At 42.1% G+C, this 20,762-nt stretch carries 21 protein-coding genes and 1 riboswitch; of the genes, 11 read left to right on the top strand and 10 right to left on the bottom strand.

What is annotated here, in order from left to right; translation table 11 throughout:
* Positions 1-30: 30 nt before the first annotated feature.
* A complete protein-coding gene (locus tag BGK46_RS06510) occupies positions 31-420 on the top strand; it encodes a nitrous oxide-stimulated promoter family protein (protein WP_069363103.1) in 390 nt (129 codons plus the stop codon).
* Between the two features lie 65 nt (positions 421-485).
* Here BGK46_RS06510 and norR read toward each other — a convergent pair whose 3' ends face one another.
* Entirely contained in the window at positions 486-2,021 is a 1,536-nt protein-coding gene (gene norR / locus BGK46_RS06505; protein WP_069363102.1) for a nitric oxide reductase transcriptional regulator NorR, read from the bottom strand.
* A 183-nt stretch (positions 2,022-2,204) separates the two neighbouring features.
* Here norR and norV point away from each other — a divergent pair, with 183 nt between their 5' ends.
* Positions 2,205-3,695, top strand: a complete 1,491-nt coding sequence (gene norV / locus BGK46_RS06500; RefSeq protein ID WP_069587821.1) for an anaerobic nitric oxide reductase flavorubredoxin — start codon at positions 2,205-2,207, stop codon at positions 3,693-3,695.
* Positions 3,696-3,704: 9 nt separating this feature from the next.
* Positions 3,705-4,847: an NADH:flavorubredoxin reductase NorW gene (gene norW / locus BGK46_RS06495; protein WP_069587819.1), complete on the top strand. Its 1,143-nt coding sequence runs from the start codon at positions 3,705-3,707 to the stop codon at positions 4,845-4,847.
* Between the two features lie 25 nt (positions 4,848-4,872).
* On the opposite strand, the gene modC is transcribed toward norW, so the two are convergent.
* The 6 genes from modC to BGK46_RS06465 are packed head-to-tail and all read right to left on the bottom strand — an operon-like array spanning position 4,873 to position 10,371.
* Positions 4,873-5,943: a molybdenum ABC transporter ATP-binding protein gene (modC, locus tag BGK46_RS06490; protein WP_069363099.1), complete on the bottom strand. Its 1,071-nt coding sequence runs from the start codon at positions 5,941-5,943 to the stop codon at positions 4,873-4,875.
* Positions 5,940-6,623 (bottom strand): molybdate ABC transporter permease subunit, encoded by a 684-nt coding sequence (gene modB, locus BGK46_RS06485; RefSeq protein WP_069363098.1) that lies wholly within the window; start codon positions 6,621-6,623, stop codon positions 5,940-5,942. Before modB ends, modC begins: the two co-directional genes overlap by 4 nt.
* Positions 6,620-7,471, bottom strand: a complete 852-nt coding sequence (gene modA, locus BGK46_RS06480; RefSeq protein WP_083238609.1) for a molybdate ABC transporter substrate-binding protein — start codon at positions 7,469-7,471, stop codon at positions 6,620-6,622. The genes modB and modA overlap by 4 nt, the downstream gene beginning before the upstream one ends.
* 60 nt (positions 7,472-7,531) lie before the next feature.
* Positions 7,532-8,272, bottom strand: coding sequence for a HesA/MoeB/ThiF family protein (locus BGK46_RS06475; protein WP_069363097.1), 741 nt, complete (start codon positions 8,270-8,272; stop codon positions 7,532-7,534).
* 16 nt (positions 8,273-8,288) lie between these two features.
* Positions 8,289-8,699, bottom strand: a complete 411-nt coding sequence (locus tag BGK46_RS06470; protein ID WP_021022847.1) for a hypothetical protein — start codon at positions 8,697-8,699, stop codon at positions 8,289-8,291.
* 58 nt (positions 8,700-8,757) lie between these two features.
* A complete protein-coding gene (locus tag BGK46_RS06465; protein WP_069363096.1) occupies positions 8,758-10,371 on the bottom strand; it encodes an MFS transporter in 1,614 nt (537 codons plus the stop codon).
* A 384-nt stretch (positions 10,372-10,755) separates the two neighbouring features.
* Between BGK46_RS06465 and BGK46_RS06460 the strand changes: the two genes are divergently transcribed.
* From BGK46_RS06460 to BGK46_RS06425, 8 genes are all read left to right on the top strand, one after another.
* Complete coding sequence (locus tag BGK46_RS06460; RefSeq protein ID WP_069363095.1) at positions 10,756-12,039, top strand: MFS transporter; 1,284 nt, start codon at positions 10,756-10,758, stop codon at positions 12,037-12,039.
* 24 nt (positions 12,040-12,063) lie between these two features.
* On the top strand, positions 12,064-13,227 hold the full coding sequence (locus BGK46_RS06455; RefSeq protein ID WP_069363094.1) for an MFS transporter: 1,164 nt from the start codon (positions 12,064-12,066) through the stop codon (positions 13,225-13,227).
* 70 nt (positions 13,228-13,297) lie between these two features.
* A riboswitch (molybdenum cofactor riboswitch) is annotated at positions 13,298-13,453 on the top strand.
* Positions 13,443-14,414: a GTP 3',8-cyclase MoaA gene (gene moaA, locus BGK46_RS06450; protein ID WP_069363093.1), complete on the top strand. Its 972-nt coding sequence runs from the start codon at positions 13,443-13,445 to the stop codon at positions 14,412-14,414. Its footprint overlaps the riboswitch before it by 11 nt.
* 4 nt (positions 14,415-14,418) lie before the next feature.
* The gene (mobA, locus tag BGK46_RS06445) at positions 14,419-15,003 is read left to right on the top strand and encodes a molybdenum cofactor guanylyltransferase (RefSeq protein WP_069363092.1); all 585 of its coding nucleotides are present in this window, start codon (positions 14,419-14,421) and stop codon (positions 15,001-15,003) included.
* Positions 14,996-15,532: a molybdenum cofactor biosynthesis protein B gene (gene moaB, locus BGK46_RS06440; RefSeq protein WP_069363091.1), complete on the top strand. Its 537-nt coding sequence runs from the start codon at positions 14,996-14,998 to the stop codon at positions 15,530-15,532. The genes mobA and moaB overlap by 8 nt, the downstream gene beginning before the upstream one ends.
* Positions 15,533-15,534: 2 nt before the next feature.
* Complete coding sequence (gene moaC, locus BGK46_RS06435; protein ID WP_069587818.1) at positions 15,535-16,017, top strand: cyclic pyranopterin monophosphate synthase MoaC; 483 nt, start codon at positions 15,535-15,537, stop codon at positions 16,015-16,017.
* Positions 16,010-16,255, top strand: coding sequence for a MoaD/ThiS family protein (locus BGK46_RS06430; protein WP_069363090.1), 246 nt, complete (start codon positions 16,010-16,012; stop codon positions 16,253-16,255). Before moaC ends, BGK46_RS06430 begins: the two co-directional genes overlap by 8 nt.
* A gap of 2 nt (positions 16,256-16,257) precedes the next feature.
* Positions 16,258-16,716 (top strand): molybdenum cofactor biosynthesis protein MoaE, encoded by a 459-nt coding sequence (locus BGK46_RS06425; protein WP_069363173.1) that lies wholly within the window; start codon positions 16,258-16,260, stop codon positions 16,714-16,716.
* 38 nt (positions 16,717-16,754) lie between these two features.
* Here BGK46_RS06425 and moeA read toward each other — a convergent pair whose 3' ends face one another.
* Genes moeA through BGK46_RS06410 form a run of 3 tightly spaced genes read right to left on the bottom strand, consistent with a single transcriptional unit; the run spans position 16,755 to position 20,518 of the window.
* Positions 16,755-17,987 (bottom strand): molybdopterin molybdotransferase MoeA, encoded by a 1,233-nt coding sequence (moeA, locus tag BGK46_RS06420; protein ID WP_069587816.1) that lies wholly within the window; start codon positions 17,985-17,987, stop codon positions 16,755-16,757.
* Position 17,988: 1 nt separating this feature from the next.
* Complete coding sequence (gene narL / locus BGK46_RS06415; RefSeq protein WP_069363088.1) at positions 17,989-18,648, bottom strand: two-component system response regulator NarL; 660 nt, start codon at positions 18,646-18,648, stop codon at positions 17,989-17,991.
* The gene (locus BGK46_RS06410) at positions 18,641-20,518 is read right to left on the bottom strand and encodes a histidine kinase (RefSeq protein ID WP_083238607.1); all 1,878 of its coding nucleotides are present in this window, start codon (positions 20,516-20,518) and stop codon (positions 18,641-18,643) included. The genes narL and BGK46_RS06410 overlap by 8 nt, the downstream gene beginning before the upstream one ends.
* Positions 20,519-20,762: the final 244 nt, after the last annotated feature.

The raw sequence follows: 20,762 nt of genomic DNA, 5'->3' as shown, positions 1-20,762 counted from the left end.
ATTATTGCTATTATTTTTTAGGTGTAAGGTATGGATTCAAAGTGGTTAACCGGTGAGCTTGCAATAGAATTTAAAACCGTTTCATGCATGATACAAATCTATTGTCGTGACCATCATCAGGGAGAGGCGCTCTGTTCAGCGTGCCAACATTTGAGAGACTATGCAGAAGTGAAGTTGGATCGTTGCCCTTATGGTCAAGACAAACCGACTTGCAATCGTTGTCCTATCCACTGCTATAAGAAGGCAGAAAAGCAACAGATGAAGACGGTCATGCGGTACGCTGGTCCAAGAATGTTACTGTCTCACCCGATCCTTGCGCTTAGGCACCTATACCATGAGCGTAAGGCGGCTCCGTCGTCCCTTACCCCCAAAAACTCTAACCGTCACAAGAGACTGGAAAAGCAAAAAGCGGGCAATTGACGGAATACGTCAAGTGAGCTCAGTAGGGTATGAATTTACGGCCTTTTGATCTGCGCCGGTCGCTCCTATTTTAGGCCCAACCGTTTTGCTAGGCGATGTAAATTACCGCTATCAATATCAAGTTGCCTTGCAGCGGCGGCCCAATTACCGTGATTTTGTGATAGTGCGTCCGAGATCATTCTTTTCTGAAGATTTTCTGTTGCTGCGCGTAGCCCTAATGTTGGAACTTCAATAGGCTCTCTTTTTGGCTGTTTGTGGGAAACAACAGCCGCCTCTTGGTCAGAGGTAAAGAGATCAAAATCTTGCAGAGTAAGCTCGAGATCCCTCGACTGCGTTCGAGATTTGGCTAGGACACTGGCTCGTTTGATAGCGTGCTCTAGCTCACGTACGTTGCCAGGCCATGCATAGTGCGTGAGCTTTTGAAGTAGTGATGCAGATAAGCGAATGCTGCTAAGGTGGAATTTAGCTTTTATTTGTTCGGCAAAAAAGCCGGCTAGTAACACGACGTCGTCGCCTCGTTCACGAAGAGGTGGAACATTGAGAGGGAATACACTGAGACGATGGTATAGATCGGCTCTAAAACGACCGGCTGTTACTTCCTCATATAAAACGCGATTGGTCGCGGCAACGATGCGCGTATTCACTTGAATATGACGGTCATCGCCGACCCGCTGGATATCACCGAATTGGAGTGCACGCAGTAGCTTGGCTTGCAACTCTAACGATAATTCGCCAACTTCATCTAAAAATAATGTGCCGTTATCGGCTTGCTCGAACTTACCCTTTCGATCACTAATTGCACCTGTAAAGGCCCCTTTAATGTGACCAAATAGTTCACTTTCCGCGACGGATTCCGGTAGCGCGGCGCAGTTAAGATAGACTAATGGCTTAGATGCTCTTGCAGAACGCTGGTGGAGTGCATTAGCGACTAACTCTTTACCAACCCCGGTTTCCCCGGTTATTAATACTGATAACTCCGTATTCGCGACCGCGTCTATTTGTTGTTGTAGCGTCTGCATTACCGCTGAGCGGGCAATAATCTTATCACTAAACGTACGCCGCTCTGTCAATGCCTCATGTGTGACATTGGCTTGTGTTTCTAGTTGCTCTAATAACAAGGCTGTTTGTAGCCCGCCTGCTGCCAGTGCGCTGATAAACCGCAAGTCGTGATTGAGAAGGCCATCAAACTGATTTTCGTCAAACGCATCAATAGTTATTGCGCCAATTAGCTGATCGTCCACTAATAGCGGAAGTCCGATACAAGAGTGAACCTGAAGCTTGCCATCATGGTTAGGAATTAATCCATCATAAGGGTCTGGTAAATCGCTGTTAGCCGGAAAACGTACGATATCACCTGCTCGTGCAATGGCTTCCAAACGCGGGTGCTGAGCGAGAGCAAAACGACGACCTAAGACGTCATGCGATAATCCATTAATGGCGAGAGGAATAAAGGTCTGATTCTCATACAAAAGTAGTGTGGATGCATCACAGCGTAGCACTTCTCTTATCGTCGTTAATAATGTATCAAACCGGTCTTTTCGAATCAGTGCAGAATTTAAATCTTGTGTGATGTGCAGCCAATGGGCGAATAATTCAGTCATAATCTAGCATTAGTGTCTTTATGACAATCATATATGTCTAAATGACAATGATCAATGCTGTCATTACGACAATGTTTTAGGTGGGTTGTTATGTAAGTGTTTGATTTTGAATGATTAATTATCTTGGCACGACTAATGCTTATAGAGTGCATTAGGTTCTCAATGTCATTTAAGGTAGTAATCATGACAATACAGGTAAAAAACAACATTCGCTGGGTGGGTCAACGAGATTGGGAAGTGCAGAACTTTCATGGCACAGAATATAAAATCACCAAAGGAACAAGTTACAACAGCTATTTAATCCAAGAAGAGAAAACAGTACTGATCGATACTGTTGATCACCGTTTTAGCCAACAATTTTTGCAAAACCTTGAAAGGGAAATCGATCTAGAAAGTATCGATTTTATTGTTGTTAATCACGCAGAGGAAGACCACTCCGGCGCAATGTCCGCCTTGATGGAGAGGATCCCTGACACGCCGATATATTGCACTGAAGCGGCGATAGACTCGATAGTCGGCCACCATCACCACCCGGAGTGGAACTTTAATACGGTAAAAACCGGCGATAGTATCGATATTGGGAATGGTAAGCAGCTTATATTTGTTGAAGCGCCCATGCTGCACTGGCCCGATAGCATGATGACTTACTTAACCGAGGACGCCGTCTTATTCAGCAATGACGCCTTTGGTCAGCATTACTGTGATGAGCGCTTGTTTAATGATGAAGTTGACCAAAATGAGCTGATGGAACAGTGCTTACGGTATTATTCTAATATTCTTACCCCTTTCAGCCGTTTAGTAACGGCGAAAATAAAGGAAGTTTTAAGTTTTAATTTACCTGTCGATATGATCGCAACCTCTCATGGTGTCGTTTGGCGCGATAATCCTATTCAAATAATCGAGCAGTATCTTGCGTGGGCGGATGACTATCAAGAAGATAGAATCACTATTTTTTATGACTCCATGTCTAATAATACACGCATGATGGCTGATGCTATCGCGCAGGGTATTCACGACGTCGACGCAGATGTCGCAGTAAAAGTGTTTAATGTTTCGAAACACGACAAAAATGAAATCATATCGAATGTATTCCGTTCTAAAGGTGTGTTAGTTGGCTCTTCAACGATGAATAATGTCATGATGCCTAAAGTCGCAGGGATGCTGGAGGAAATCACAGGGCTGCGTTTCAAAGCGAAAAAGGCGGGTGCTTTTGGTAGTTTTGGTTGGACCGGTGGTGCCGTTGACCGCATTCACACGCGCCTTATGGACGCGGGTTTTGAAACGTCGATGAGCTTGAAAACAAAATGGCGTCCTGATCGCGATGGTATAGAGAAGTGTCGAGAGCATGGTCAGTACATTGCAAAGCTGTGGGCCAACAAACGCCCCTCTCGAATGCTACCGACGGCTGCGTCTTGCGAGAAAAACGACAAGCCAGGGCCATCGACACTAAGCCCTGAAAAGCCAAAAACACAACCTAGCCAAGATGCAGAGCCGCCTCATTCGGCAGACTGTCAGTACATGATTTGTACTGTTTGTAATTGGGTTTATGATCCTGCTGTGGGTGAGCCTAACCAAGGTATTGAACCTGGGACAGTATGGAGTGATGTTCCGGGATACTTCTTATGTCCTGAGTGCCATCTAGGCAAAGATGTTTTTGCAACATACCAAGGTTAGGGAGCGAAAATGACTGAACCAATTATTATTATTGGCAGTGGCTTCGCTGCGTACCAACTGGTGAAAACAATTCGGCGTATGGATAGGGAGATCCCGGTGACCGTATTGACGGCTGATGATGGCCATGAGTACAACAAGCCGGATTTGAGCCACGTATTTAGTAAACAACAAACAGCGGACGATTTAGTTTTAAAATACGCTGATGTGTTCGCAGATGAATACAATATTACTTTATTGACTCAGACTGTCGTTGAGCATGTCGATACACAGGCCCATTATGTACGCTCAAATGGTCAAAAGTATTTTTATTCAAAGCTGGTTTTTGCAACCGGTGCGACTACTTTTATACCTCCGGTCCAGGGGGATGCAGCGCATCGAGTAATGACAGCGAACTCTTTGACAGAGTTGCGCGCATTAGAGCCTAATGTGCGTCAAGCTCAGCGCGTTGCCATTATAGGGGGTGGATTAATAGGTGTTGAAATTGCGATGGATCTAGCGCGAAGCGGGAAATCCGTTGTGGTTGTTGAGCCTAATACCCACCTTCTTGGGACACTGGTTCCAGAGTTTGTTGCTAGACCGCTTGAGAGTAAGATGCGGCAACTAGGCACTACATTGTGCCTTGGCGAGAGTGTGGTGGAAGTTAATCAACAGGAGCAGTCGCTTTCGCTGACGTTGCAGAGTGGCAAGAAGGTTACTATGGATCTTGTTATATCAGCGGCTGGCTTGACGCCAAATACCAAGCTTGCGGCGCAAGCAGGCATTCAAGTGAACCAGGGTATTTGCGTTGATACATCGCTGCGGACATCCGCTAGCGACGTATTTGCGCTAGGAGATTGTGCCGAGGTTGAAGGCCAAATTAGGCCTTATCTACAAGCCATTTCTTTAAGTGCGAATACGCTTGGTAAGCAGTTGCTTGGCGTTGATGGCGGTTTAACGTTACCCGCTATTATGGTTAAAGTTAAAACCCCCAATTATCCCATTTACATGGCAGGTGATATCCATTCGGCAATATGCTGGGATATCAATATGGTCAGTTCGGGGATAGTGGTGCGAGCCTCTGATGACGATCAGCAGCTAACTGGGTTTGTTGTCACAGGGGAGCAAGTGACTCAGGCCTATACGTTGTTTAGACAGTTGTCTAAGGCTATCTAGCCGATATAACTGGGGGAGCGGTTAGTTAATAATCAAAACTAACCGCTTTAACCAGGGCATAGAGCATTTGTCCTGGCTGCAGTTTGAGTCGAGACAACGACCGGCGACTGATCCTCGATAATATCGGTTGACCACTTACGTCCAACCGTAACAAGACGTTGGCGGGGTGCGTGTCGTCGCTCACCTCCATGAGCTGTGCCAATAAGCAATTATTGATACTTGATTGTTGTGGTGCTTCTAAAGCGATTGATACATCTTTTGCGTGTACCCTTGCTTTGATGATGCTGTGTGTCTCGACTTGCTGCAAAGGGATATGCAATTGTTGATCATTGGATAAATCTAGCACTGTCATATAGTCGTCTGTATGCTTTTTGACGGTGCAGTGAACCACCGCAGCCGCGTTATCATCTCGCGCTAAAGACAAATCTGTCCTTGTGAGCATATCTTGTGTTGCGCCATGTGCTAATACTTTTCCGTTATCTAACAGCACAATGTGATCGGCAAGTCTTGAGACCTCTTCAATGGCATGGCTGACATAGATGATAGGTATCTTCAGGGTCGATTGTAGTGATTCGATGTAAGGTAAGATCTCGGCTTTACTTGAAAGGTCGAGAGAAGCCATAGGTTCGTCCATAAGCAATAGGCTCGGGCTAGTGAGCAGGGCTCTAGCAATTGCGACTCTTTGTTTTTGTCCACCAGATAACTGGTGAGGGTAGCAGCGACTAATGTCGGTTAGTCCGAGGCTTTTTACCGTTGCTTCAAAACTGACATAGCGTTTTTCCTTGTCTACACGGTTGTAGCTAAATAACAAATTATCTTTGACGTCTAAATGAGGAAATAGGTTCGGTTCTTGGAACACATAACCGATAGGGCGTTGATGGGTGGGTAAACATGCATCTTGGCGCTGCCATGTTTCCCCATTGACAATAACCGTCGCACTATCCAACGTTTCAAGCCCTGCAATACTGCGTAATATGGTCGTTTTCCCAGAGCCTGACCGACCAAAGAGCGCGGTCACCCCCTTTCCCGGCAAATGCAGATTAATATCCAATAGGAACTGGTCTCTGGCCAATTTCAATGCGACTTGAATGGTCATATAAAGCTCACTGGTTTGAATTTTTTATTCATTGTGTAGGTTGCCAATAGTAAAACAAATGACAAAGAGACAAGTATGGCTGCCAGTGTATGCGCGGCGTCGTAATTCATTGACTCGACGTGATTGTAGATAGCAATAGATGCGACTTGGGTTTGCCCTGGAATGTTTCCCCCAATCATTATTATGATCCCGAACTCGCCCAATGAATGTGCAAATGAAAGGACACCCGCGGTTAAAAAACCCCTTCGTGATAAAGGAAGCACAATATTGAAAAAACGATCCATCGGGGAGGCTCTTAATGTTGCGGCAACGTCTAATATGCCACCAGTTGCTGATTGAAAGGATGATAGAAGTGGTTGCATTACGAATGGTAGTGAATAAATCATGGAACCAACCACTAACCCAGAAAATGAAAATGCTAAATGATTGAAGCCCAGCGCCTCTAAACTTCCCCCTATCCACCCATTAGGCCCCAATAGTAGGAGGAGGTAGAAGCCCAGCACGGTGGGTGGTAAGACTAAAGGCAGCATCACTAACGCTTCAACGAAGACTTTTACGCGTGACTGTGTGTTGACCAGCCACCACGACAGCGGTGTGCAAATTATGAGCAGTATACTGGTGCTCACGAAAGCGAGCTTTAGAGTGATAACCAGTGCAGTGATATCGTTTGGGGAGATCATTGCTCAATAATGCCTTTCTTGGATCGTATCAAGGTCGCTTGGTTTGCGACTGATGGTTGGTTTATTTTGTACCCTGAGTTTTTGATAATGGCTGTAGCTGTTTCACTGGTTCTGACCCAGCTTAGAAATTGAACTGCTGAATCAAAGATATGGGGTGTTTTTTTTGCGTAGTTTAAAATGACAGCTTGTTGCACGATGGGATCGTAAAGAGATTGAGGTGGTATCCAGTACGAGCCGCCAATGGCCCCATCAACGCCTTTTACTTGTGATAAAGATAAAAAGCCCAGTTCCGCCGCTTCTGATGCGATCTGTCCATAAACTTGGCCGATGGACTGCGCCTTCACGACTTGTGTATTGCTATTTAAATCCTTCCAGAGCTCAAGGTGTTGCATGATTTGTTTGGCTGCAAGGCCGTATGGAGCGACACGAGGATCTGCCATGGCGAGATGTTTGAAGGAATGTGTTTTAAGGACTTTATCTCCGGCGCTAGTGAGCAGATCAGTGTCTTTTGACCACAAAACGGGTATGCCAATCGCGTAGGTAAAACGAGAATTCTCAACCACTAATCCATCTTGCTCCAACAAGATGGGACGTATTTTATCTGCGGAAAAAAATAGATGATAGGGTGCTCCGTGTTTGATTTTTGCGAATAGAGAGCCCGAAGAGCCAGAACTAATCAGAAAAGGTTGGTTAAACTCTCGTTGATAAGCGCGGGCGAGCTCATTGAAAGTACCATTAAAATTTGCGGACACAGCAACGCGAAGGGGAGCGGTGTCTGCCATCGTCGTAGCAGAAAGAAAACAAAGTAGAGTTAACGTAACTGTACGTAAAGTCTTATTCATACGCATATTTTGGGTTCCATCATCAACATTCCTATGCCTAAAGTGGCAAGCTTTGCTGAATCTTAACTACCCACAGATTTTGCATGCGGGAGCGGGCTTTACTTTGTATGGTATCCATTCCATTGATAGTCCATCGAAATAGTAAAAAGCGTTGGTGACCACCGAGTTCGGGGCGATAATACTGTTGATGGCGATAAGTGCTTGCATTGATCCTATGATGCCAACAACAGGCGGGAGGATCCCAGACATGACACAGCTAGAGGGAGCGTCGCTAAACTGTGAGCTTATACATTGATAACAGGCCTCATTCTTATTGGCAGTAAAAACACCTACCTGTCCCTCGGTACGAATGGCAGATCCTGAAATTAGTAAGGTTTTTTGCTGCCAACAGATTTCATTGATGAGCTCTCGCGTAGGCTTATTGTCGGTACAGTCAAGGACGAGATCATGCTCGATAATCGCTTCAGTTAATAGTTGAGAGGACTGCTTCGACGTTATTGGTACACAAGAAATATGACTATTATTAGTAAGCAGACGATCGCACATCGCTTCAGATTTATAGCGGCCGATATCATTTTCAGTAAAGCAGGTTTGTCGGTGTAGGTTAGACAGTTCCACTTTATCAAAATCAGATATTGTAATGTGGCCCACTCCAGAGGAGGCGAGATATGGAGCCGCGGCGGATCCCAAGCCGCCAGCGCCTATCACCAAAATGCGAGTCGCTTTGAGCCGCTCTTGGCCTTCGATATCCACACATTTGAGAGCAATTTGGCGATCATAGCGTTGATACTCATGTTCATCTAGCATTATAGTTTTTACCTTATTAAGCAGGGTTAAGGGAAATTAAATCTCCGTTTCTATTTGCCGTAATAAACATGCCGATTTTTCCTTCATTTATTTGATTCAGCATCATTCTTAGTGGCTGTTGCGCCTGATCGCTATTGGGTGGGTAGCCACCTCGTCCATCGAGCGCAGAAATGAATACCACGTCCCAAACTATTCCGGTTTGATTAGACTCTAAAACAAGTTGTGAAAAATCCACAACCTCTTGAGGTAACTTATCAACGCACAATACCGGCATTAACGTACCTCCTGAACCCGCACTAAATGTCGTTTTTTGTTGAATAGTATGACCTTCTGGTAACTCCGCTTTTGCGAAGACAAATAGTAATCTTTGAGGTTCAGGTTGTAGTTGAGTTGCTTCGATAAGTTCTTGATAGTTAGTTATATTCATCTCTATTCCTTTAATGAAAGGCAGTCTAAAACTGCCTAGATATATTTTTAATGGTACATTATGGATTGTAATATTCTACGTCTTTACGGAAGTAAAAGAACCAGTTAACTAACATACACACAATATAAAAAATAGCAAAACCTATCAAAGCGTGATCAGGTGTAGACATTTCAATTTGTTCACCAAACACCATTGGAATGTAGAACGCACCGTATGCGGCAACGGCTGATGTCCATCCTAAAACAGGACCCGCTTCTGACTTGGGGAAAATGATCGCAATACTGCGGAATACCGAACCGTTCGCTACTCCGGATGCGGTAAACAAGAATAAGAACAGTACGAAGAAAGGCAGAAAATACTCTTGCGGTGTTTCTGATTCATATGCCTGTGCCATATAGTAGGCTGCACCAAGTGCAGATAGTGCCATGACAGCAGCACACACTTGGGTCACTTTTGAGCCGCCAAACTTATCACCTAACCAGCCGCCAACAGGTCGCACGAGTGCGCCAATAAAAGGAGCCATCCACGCATAAGTAAGTGCACTCGGCCCGGCGGGATTAGGGGTTGAGTGAGTCATCACTCCATCCACGATGATATGCGTATAGCCAAAGATCAGTTGAATTGCCAATGGAAACGCAGCGGAAAAGCCAATAAATGAACCAAATGTCATGGTATAAATGACACTCATGATCCATGTATGCTTGTTTTTGAAGATACGATACTGATGTGTTAAGCTTTTACTAATAGCACCAGGTAATGACTTCAATAGAAATAATGTAGATAATAATACCAATATAAGTGCAACATCTTTAGGTACTTGCCAGCCGCTACCATTCGCACTTTCAGGTAATATTAACCAAAGACCGATCGCTGATGTAAATAAACCAATGATTATCATTATACTAATCATTACGGCTGCTTTTGTAAAAGATGGTAAGGTCGGAGTAACTTCTTTCGTGGCAATATTATTCATGCCAAACCAACTAAAAACAGCTAATGGGAGAAGAAGTGTTAACCAAACATATCCTCCATTCTGAACCCAAGTGGTCGTGCCCGCATTTATTTTTCCAATGATAGTTCCAGAATCAGTTAAGAGTGTTGTGGGATCTCCACTTAGCGATCCAAATGCTGCAAATGTCATTATCCAAGGTATCAGAATTTGCATGGTAGTCACACCAAAGTTACCCAGTCCAGCATTTAAACCTAGTGCTAAGCCTTGCTTTTTCTTAGGAAAAAAGAAGCTTATGTTCGACATTGAGGATGCAAAATTTCCTCCGCCAATACCAGACAGAAGAGCCAACAATTGATACTGCCAAAGCGGCGTAGTTGGGTCTTTTAGTGCCGCACCGGTAAAAAAAGCTGGTATAATCAGTAACGTAGTAGTGAAGAAAATGGTATTTCTCCCACCACAAAAACGAATAAAAAAGCTACTTGGTATTCGTAATGTCGCGCCTGAGAGACCGGCAATCGCTGTCAGTGTAAACAATTCTTCTGGCTTGAAATCATAACCAGCATTAATCATTTGTACGGTTAATATACCCCAGTATAACCAAACCGCAAATCCGGAAAGAAGACTAGGGATAGAGATCCATAGATTTCGGTAGGCTATTCGCTTACCGGACTGCTCCCAGAATTCATTGTCTTCTGGCTCCCAACGATAAATATTTCCCATTTACTCCCCCATGATCCAAACGGAAAAGGATTTCTTACTTTCCTTTAATAAAGCACTCAATGAAAAAGATAACAATGACTAGCAGGAGGTACTCGGACACCATTTTTTGGCGCAGAGTGAGTATCTAATAGTAGGTAATTAAATTATTTTCCTTATAATTTCAGTTGGTTATGCATGGCGGTGCCATATTGTTCTAGTCTAGTTCATTTTAAATTCAGTTTAGTTCCTATTAATGTCTTTCTATATGTAGAATTACATAATGTTTAATACTATTGCATACTACCAATGGAGTACTTTTTGAGTAAATCATGATACTTTAAGTGTATGGAGGTTTCCTTCTTTATCTTATAAGTTTTATCTAGCTATGAGTCGGAGGAAAGCCATATGGCACAGGCAGTCGATAGTTCAAAGGCGCAACAGAGATTTGCGTTGGGAATGTCAACATTTTCGTTTACGCTTTGTTTTGCCATGTGGACGGTATTTTCCATATTGGGTGTAAAAATAGCGGAAGAGTTTCAGCTTTCTAGCACGGAACTGGGGCTGTTAATGGCGACACCGATTCTCACAGGTTCAGTCAGTCGATTGTTTTTGGGAATCGCGTCTGACTACTTTGGGGGCCGTACTGTTTTTGCGGTTGTCATGCTCCTGTCGTCCGGTTCTGCATGGTTGCTGAGTCTATCTCACAGTTACTACTTGCTGTTGCTTTGCGCACTGGGCATTGGCTTGGCAGGTGGTAGCTTCGTTGTTGGTGTGGCATATATATCGGCGTGGTTTAAGAAAAACCAACAAGGTACAGCTTTAGGGATATTTGGCGCGGGAAATGTCGGCTCTTTTGTGACCTCACTCTGTATGCCAATGCTCTTACTGGTCATGGACTGGCGCAGTGCAGTACAAGTTTATGCAATTATTTTGGCTACAGCAGGAGTTGGATTTTTTTTTCTCGCAAAAAACGAACGACGAGAAACACCGCGAGAGCAAGTATCTATATATAGCCAGCTCCAGCCTTTGAAAGAGGTGAGGGTCTGGCGATTCTCCTTGTACTACTTTTTTGTTTTCGGCGCCTTTGTGGCATTAGCACTATGGTTACCCCAATATACAATCGGTGTATTTGATGTGTCCTTGGCTCAAGCAGGCTTGATAGTAGGGCTTTACACGGTTCCAGGTTCACTGTTTAGAATACTTGGTGGAATATTATCGGACAGGTATGGTGCTCGTAAAGTGATGTACTGGACGTTTATCGCATCAGTAGTCTGCACCTTTATTCTTAGTTATCCCAATACACATTACAGTGTTGAGGGAATACGAGGTGTTATTAATTTCTCATTAGAAACTAACGTCTATCAATTTGCTGTAATCTGTATCGTGCTAGGTTTTTTCATGTCTTTAGGAAAAGCGGCAGTTTTTAAACATATCCCTGTTTATTATCCCAATAATGTGGGTGTTGTAAGTGGTGCTGTTGGTATGGTTGGCGGGCTTGGTGGCTTCTTTCTTCCTCTGACATTTGGCATGTTAAATGATCTAGTTGGCGTCTGGCAAACATGCTTTATGTTGCTCTTTGTATTATGCAGTTTGGCGTTAACCTGGATGCATTTTGCGATTAGAAAATCTGAAAGCAAAGAATGGCGATCAGGAAGAACTGAAAATGATCTTCCAGAACTAACCGAATAAAAAAGGCATGAAAAGGAGATAGAGATGGTCACTATTATGCATTTATTTATCTCCTTCCTTGTATGGGGAGCCTGGCCTGTTGTTGTCTTTAATCTTCCAGACTATGGATATAACCTAACATTCATTTCGAAGCTTATCCTGATTTTGTTTTGTTTTTTGGGAAGTAGTTTGTCTCGAATTCTTTGGGATTTTCTAGCGACCATTTTTGGTGTGATTAATTGGTTGCTGATTTCTACACTTCTCCTTATTTTACCATGTTTATGGATGGCTGCTATTATACTCTTTCCTAGCGAAAATTATATTATGTTGTTGGCAGTTTCTAGCTTGACAGGCTTAGCATCTGGTAGTTCAGTCACCGTAATGCGATTTATGGTGTTGCGATTTAGTCAGCGTGATGCAGTATCTAGAATTACTTACGCTGATAGTATTGGTGGCATTGGTTTTTCATTCTCATTCTTTATAGGACTTTTGTTTTCTCAAAGTGGTATAAGTCAGGGTTGTTTTTATTTATATCCGCTTTTGTATATGCCGCTAGTTTTTGTTTTATTTTTTGTTCTTTGGTTTTCAGTTAAAAGAGATAGAGACTTTCCCAAGATAGATAAAGTATTTACTTGTGATCTAAATAATAAAGAATTTTTTTCAGCTATTATATATGGCAGTTCGCTCGCTTTTTTATTGGGAGCAACGTTTGTATTCCCATTTATTACTCGGCTTTACTTTAAAAGTGTAAATCCACTAGATTATGCTTTTTTTGTCCCGATCATGGGCGTTGTTGGGAAAGCTTTCGGTAATTTTATTACTGAGAGAGGATCCGATATTAAGCGGCTGTTTATTATAAATGCAGTTGTCGTCGTAGTATGCCTTTTAATATTTATGACAGGTTTTAGTGTAGAAGGATCTTTTGTTTTATACATTTCATTTTATTTATTATTTATGTTTGTCTTGGGGGTTGAGTCAGGAATAGCGATGTCTTTTTCCTCTTCCTTATATGAAGAAGAGGTGAGTCGTATGCATAAGAATGTGTTTTCGTTTTTTGGTGTGAGTGGGGCACTGAGCGCATTATTCTCAATGTTTATTCCTACGTCGATTATTATGTTTTATCCAGACATGTCTTTATTCATTTCATTTTTACTTATTTTGAAACTAACTCTAGTGCTACTTTTAGCCAAGAAGCAAACAAATCAATGACTTGTCCGATACTCCTTTGTGGGTATACATAAAGGACTATATAGTTTTGGTACATCAGAGACTATAGTAAGACTTTAATCAACCCGAAGCACATTGTCGTCTACGTACAAGGTACACCCGTATTTGTATATGAGCAATGAGCCGTAGTATTTAGTGGATGCTACCGGGTTGGCTTGGGAAACCAGCCAGCCTCCCGGATTTGGAAAGGTGTTGACATGCTATATGACGCATTTGGTCGTAGGTTCGAGTATCTACGTCTATCGGTAACAGATTTATGTAATTTCCGTTGCAACTACTGCCTACCCAATGGTAATGATTGCAATGCTGGCAAAAACGAACTGTCACTATTTGAGATAGAAACTTTACTGCATGCGTTTTCTCTTTTGGGAACCTCTAAAATTAGAATAACAGGTGGTGAGCCAACATTAAGAAAAGATCTTTGTGATATCATCGCTATTGCTGCTTCCACAAGTGGCATAAAGAAAGTGGCGATGACGTCCAACGCCTTTAATCTTCCCAAAACTCTACCTAAATATATCAAGTCAGGACTTTCAGCGTTAAACATTAGTGCTGACTCATTAAATCCATATCAGTTTCGAGCCATAACGGGGAAGCAAAAGCTGCACTCGGTCCTTGATACCATTGATCTCGCTCTAGATAGTGGTTTGGATAACGTGAAGATTAATACTGTATTGATGAAACAATACAACTTGGACCAATGGGAACAGTTTTTAGCCTTTACAAAAGATAAGGAAGTTACTTGGCGTTTTATTGAGCTGATGCGTACCGGCGACAATAGCGATTTTCACCGAAGTCAACACGTAAGTGGACAGGTGCTGCAAAATCGTCTTATTGAGCAAGGTTGGAAAAAGACACAAAAAGAAGCGAATGCAGGTCCAGCAGATGAATACTCTCACCCTGACTATACAGGAAAAATTGGCTTGATCATGCCCTATAGTGAAGAGTTTTGTAAGTCTTGTAATCGACTTCGGGTTTCTTCTACCGGAAATTTACACCTATGTCTTTTTGCTAGTAGCGCATCAAGTCTTCGAGACAATTTGTGTCGAGGAGATATTGTTGGTACGAAAGAACAGATCGAAGCATTGCTCCAGTATAAGCGTGAGACCCATTTATTACATCATGATAATAGTGGAATGACAAAAAACCTGGCGATGTTAGGCGGTTAGTATCATGAGCAATGATAAAGAGAGAAAGGTTGTCGGTGTGGTACTGGCGGGTGGCCTGTCTAAAAGGATGGGGGAAGATAAAGCACTTCTTGCTTATGGTGCCCAGCCCCTTGTTGAAAGACAAGCTACCATACTGAGACAGTCAATATGCGATGAGGTTATTATTTGCGCAGGTGAAAAAGAGTATAGCGATATACGCGATATATATTCAAATCGAGGTCCTTTGGGGGGTATTTATTCTGCAATGATTTATTTCCCTCAATCTATTCTCGTTTTTGTACCTATAGACATGCCACTTATAACTTCATTGACAATAACCTCTTTGATTCGTGAAGTTAAGAAAAAAAATGAATCAAAAAAAGTATCTAAAAGTAATGTTTTTCCTTTAGTTCTCATGAACAGTAAAAGAGAAAAAGAAATCATCAATCACGTTCTTAAGGAAAATAGAGAGCTTTCTGTTAATCGTGCGTGTGACAAACTCGCAGTCAGTTCAGGTGAGTTATGTGTCAATCATGATGAACTACACAATTGTAATACACCCGAAGAATGGCACTATGCGAAACACCTATTGGAGAGTATAAATGGCTGATCATACATCAAACTTTGTTCCTTTAAATGTAGCGGTGTTAACTGTTTCAGATACCCGAAAAAGCTGTAATGACACCTCAGGTAATTTTCTATCTTTATCGGTAAAAGAGGCCGGTCACCGTGTTAATGAACATCTAATCGTGCGTGATAATATCTATGATATTAGAGCGGCTGTGTCTAGATGGATAGCTGACGATTCTATCTCTGCCATAATAATTACTGGTGGGACAGGGTTTAGTGATCGAGATTCGACACCAGAAGCAATTAAGCCTCTTTTCGACAAGGAAGTTGAAGGGTTTGGTGAAATATTTAGGTTGGTGTCTTATCAAGAAATTGGCACCTCGACCATTCAATCTCGTTGTGTAGCAGGTATCGCGAATAGAACGATCATATTCGCTCTACCTGGATCGACAGGTGCATGTAAAACAGGTTGGAAAACGCTAATCAAGGAACAGTTGGATGCCGAACATGGCCCATGTAATTTTGTTCCTCACATTGCTGATGCGAATGAATGTGTGTCGAGAGGCTAATTATGTGTGAGTTTAGTCATATCAATGCCACAGGCCAAGCAAATATGGTCGATGTCAGCAACAAAGGGATAACGAGGCGAGAGGCAGTTGCGATCGGAACTTTAAAAATGTCTCCATCGACTGTAAATAGCATCAAAGAGAATCAGATTAAAAAAGGGGATGTCCTTTCAACTGCCAGGATAGCAGGGATCCAAGCAGCAAAAAAATGCTCTGACCTTATCCCACTGTGTCATCAACTGAATCTATCAAAAATATGGATAGACTTTGAGCTCCTTCCTAACGGTATTCAAATTACTTGTGGTTGTATTTTAGATGGCAAAACAGGGATTGAGATGGAAGCATTAACCGGTGTTTCGGTAGCGGCGCTTACCTTGTTTGATATGTGCAAAGCTGCCGATAAAAACATGATTATCGAAGGGGTTCACGTACGACATAAATCTGGTGGACAGTCTGGTAGTATAGACAGAGGAATGGGTTATGATTGAAATCAGGTTTTTCGGTTTGCTAAGAGAAAGGATAGGTGAAAGTGTCATTAGCCTTGAGGTACCAACTCCTCTACCTGTTTCTGAATTGATAAAACATCTAATCGAACAGAACACAGCTTTTTTATGGCTTAATGATCTTGATGTAATATCCGCGGTCAATCATACGATTGTAGAGAGCGACTTTACGATCAATAAAAATGATGAAGTCGCGTTTTTCCCGCCAGTTACAGGGGGATGATTATGTATAGGATTCAAGAAGACCACCTAGATATAAATCAGCTAACTCAAGCACTGACTGAGAGCAGCAGCGAATGCGGTGCCATTGTTACCTTTGTTGGCCGAGTGCGTGGGAGTTCTGAGAAAAACCGAAGTGTCAAAGAGATATATTTAGAAAGCTATCTATCAATGACAAACAAAGCAATGATGGACATTACCGAGGAGGTCCAGCTTAGATGGAGTGCAGTAGAAAAGATTTCTATTGTGCATCGCATAGGTGTGATTGGGCTTTGTGAGCCAATTGTATTTGTTGGTGTGTCCAGCAAACATAGAAAAGATAGCTTCGAGGCAGCCAGCTTTATTATGGACCAGCTAAAAATATCAGTACCTTTATGGAAAAAAGAAAACATTGAGGGACAAGGTTGGGTGTGGGTAAGCGCTAAACCTTCAGACAAACAAGCGGCTTTGCGCTGGCGTCTATAATGGAAATTAGGGTGACGTCATCTAGTCACCCCTTAGTCTTATAAACCGGGAATGAAGGCAAAGGGAAGCACCTCAACACTGACCCCCTCCGCGACATCCTCACTATCTTTCGGTAAGCGAATGAGGCAGTTAGCTTTGCATACAGACATAAGTAATGCCGAGCCTTGTGCCCCTGAGCTTGCGACGCTTAATTGTCCTTGCTCGTTTATTGAATAAATACCACGTTGGTAATCTGTGCGCCCAGGACGTTTTTTTAGCGATGTGGTTAATGTGGCGGTGAGCCATTGTGGGTAAATGGTGGAACTACCGCTCAGCTTTAATAAACCTGGAATAGCTAGGATCTGACAGGTGAGCAATGCCGATACTGGATTACCTGGTAAACCGAAAAATGGGGTAGTTCCCACATGTCCAAAAGCAAACGGTTTACCTGGCTTGATCGCTAATTTCCAAAAATCAATGTCACCTTGTTCTTTGAGTACTTCTGTTGTGAAGTCTGCATCTCCAACCGATACACCTCCCGATGTTATTATCGCGTCAGCATCCTCTGCTTTTTTGATTGCTGTTTCTATCGCTTTTTTATCATCAGGAATGATGCCAAGATCTAAAATGTTAAACCCAGAGGCTTTGAGTAAGTGAATAAGCATTGGTTTGTTTGAGTCATAAATAAGTCCAGGGGCTTTGGTCTTATTGACTGAGATTATTTCATCACCGGTTGAGAAGATAGCGATGGTGACAGGTTGGTATACATTGACTTCTCTCATACCAAACGTAGCCATAATAGCTATATCGGCAGCATTGATCTTTTTATTTTTTTTGAGTACAACTTGCCCTTCTTTTATATCTTCTCCTTTTAATCTGATATTTTGCCCGGCTTGAGGGGTGGAATGTACCTGGATCCTTTTTCCTTGAACTGTGACTTTTTCTCTCATTACAACAGTGTCTATTCCTTCTGGAACCGTAGCCCCCGTCATAATTCTTATGCATTCACCGCTTTTGATGGAGCCCCTAAAGGGATGCCCAGCTAATGACTCTCCAACTTCTCTAAATTCACTATGACGCTTGAAGTCGTCATGAATAAATCCAAATCCGTCCATTGCTGAATTATCACAAAAAGGCGTATCAAAGGGTGCAAAAATATCCTCAGCGAGGTACCGACCACCCGCAATGTCTAACTGAACGATTTCAGTTTTGTTTTTAAACTCAATAGCATCTACGATTTTTTCTTGCGCATCTTCGACTGTTAATACCGATGCTTCGTTACAGCATTCCATTTCAAACCTCTTTATCTTCGTTAACCATCCAAACCGCGGCTTCTACTCGGGAGCGTAGGTTTAACTTTTTTAGTAGGTGCTTTACATGCACTTTGACTGTCCCATCAGATATATCTAGCTCTCTGGCAATAAGCTTGTTACTCAGTCCTTTTGCGATCAATTTGATGATTTCTTTTTCTCTGGCGGTGAGGCTTGACAATGTTCGCTGGTCACTGTGGGGAGCAGGCTGGCGTAGTGCGCCCGCAAGAGTTTGTGTGAGTTTAGGACTGATTGCCATTTTTCCCACAGCCGCTTGCTTAATGGACTCAACGATATCGTCAGGATCCATATCTTTCAATAAATATCCGTCAACACCTAACCTTATCGCTTCGACAACATCATCATCTTGGTCAGAGACAGTTAACATGATAATGCGTCCTGTATAACCAGAATCTCTGAGTGCTCGTATTGTTTCTAATCCATTCATGCCGTCCATATTAAGATCTAACGTTACTAAGTCTGGGTCGAGCTCTGTTACCAATCTGACCGCATCATAGCCAGAGTCAGCTTCTCCAACCACTTTTAAGTCATTATCCAATGAAAAGAGTTGCGACAAACCTCTGCGAAAAACAGGGTGATCATCGACCATTAAGATCGTCCCAATTGATGAATTTTCAGTCATAAGTTTTCTCTACATCTAAAGGAATGTTAAATTCAGGTTGGAAGTCAAATCTAACCTCTGTACCATCTTTTGCGTGATTACCAATTGTAAGCGTGCCTTTTAAGCTTCTACTCCTTTCCTTCATAATAGCAAGACCATAGTGGTTTTCTTTTTTGGCTGATGTATCAATTCCGATCCCGTCATCATGAATTAACAAAGTGACGTAACCATTTTTTTTGCGACTTGTAAGCAGAATAACGATTTTACTTCCTTCGGAATGATGAATGGCATTCTGTACTGCTTCTCTAGCTATTTGAAGTAAATGCACTTGCTCAGTGGCGGAAAAAGGCATGTTTTTAATGTCGTTATTAAACTTTATTTCTTTGTCACTGAAACGAGCTGACAATTGTTTAAAGCTTTCCTGGAGTGCCTCGTGTAAGCTACTACCCTCAAGTTTTAATCTGAAAGTGGTTAACAGTTCTCTGAGTTCCTTATATGCACCATTTAACGCAGTTTTTATATCTGAAATCGTATTCTCGATACTGATATCAACCGACGGATCAGTGAGTCCTTTTTGTAATACGGCAACCTGAATTTTTAAATAGGAAAGTGCTTGAGCGAGAGAGTCATGTAACTCACGCGCGATAACGGTACGTTCACGAGCGAGTGCTAATCGTCTACTTTCGTCTTGGCGGTGTTTTAAACTCAATGTGATCGCAAACTGCTCTGCAACAGACTGAATAAGCTGTGATTGCCAAGGCTTGAGTGGTTCATGGTTACGAGGTACACAGTTCAACACACCGAAATGATTATGATCATAAACGAGAGGAAATGTGTAGGCTTCCTCGGATTCCAGTGGACTATCGAAGCTTACACAATCACTGCAATCTCGATTGCGGCAACTCAATGGCAAAATACTCTTTTTAGTATTTAAATGATGGTAGGGTTTGGTGCCATTTTCTGTCATCAGACATAGCTCTAACCCTTCAATGCCTGTTACTTCTGACAGTTTCGAAAGGTGTGGTTGAAAATCAATATTGCTTCCATGGGAGTGATTGGATTTATTGGAAATAGAGTAAAGTAGTTGAATAGACTCATTGGTTCTTTCTAGCTGCTTTGTTTTTTTTCGCACTTTCTCTTCCATGCGAATATGCGAGTCATTAATAGCTCTAACCATTCTGTTAATGGTTTTGGCAAGAATTGATAGTTCGTCATGACCATGCTCATCAGCTTGAACTGTGTAGTCACCTTGACCTATTTTAGTCGCTATTATCGTTAAATCTGAGAGTGGGCGTCTAATGAGATGGTTGACCATATAAATCGCTAAGAATATAAATGAGATTGTAATTAAAAGAGATGCGGCTTGTATTTGTCTGATCAAACGGTTGTTGTCTTCAGCATGTACTTGATAAGTTTTTACTAGGTGGTCGATGTTAGTAACGAGATCGTTTAATTTTTTTTCTAGCTTATTCAGTTTTTGGTTTGTTAGATGTGAATCTAAAATTAGCGGCTTAATTTCATTGTTCCAATCGTACCAGATAGCGTCATGTAATTTTTTCTTTTCCGTTTTTTTAGTAGCTTGCATTAGTACAGGATTAGACAATTTTTTCTCAAAATCACTTATTAAACGGTCTATTTCTTCAGATTTATTATTAGTTATTTTCTTATTCAAAATAAGATAGGATTGCATACGCATTGAACCAGATAAATTTATTGCATGAGCATCAGTCTGTGCATTATCTGAAATATACACGGCTGAGACCATACTGACCAAGGCGATAATGCTAATCATTATCAATAAAAATCCGATTTTGAATACGAGAGAGTCGAAAATACCAATAGAACGGTTTATACCCTGCTCATCAGGGGTTACCTCTAAGTAATTGGTCATAGTAATACAGTCCGTCTATTTGCTTTCTAAGTTGTCTATTGTATTGAAAATCAAGGTTTTTACTAGATACTCACCCATACCCCTTTATAGGTAGTTGTCTGTTTTTTGCTGTTTTTACCGCATTGCACAATACCTGCACTTGACGTCTACTTATATACACAGAGTACATTCGAAAACAAGTTTAGGATTAGTCGCAGTTTAACGTATCACGTTAACCGTTTACTAGTTAAGCCATCGAAAAGGA

The sequence above is a fragment of the Salinivibrio sp. SS2 genome (genome assembly GCF_001722075.1).
Classification (GTDB): Bacteria; Pseudomonadota; Gammaproteobacteria; order Enterobacterales; family Vibrionaceae; genus Salinivibrio; species Salinivibrio proteolyticus.
Note: the sequence above shows the minus strand (reverse complement) of the source record. Positions and strands in the feature narration are given on the sequence as shown.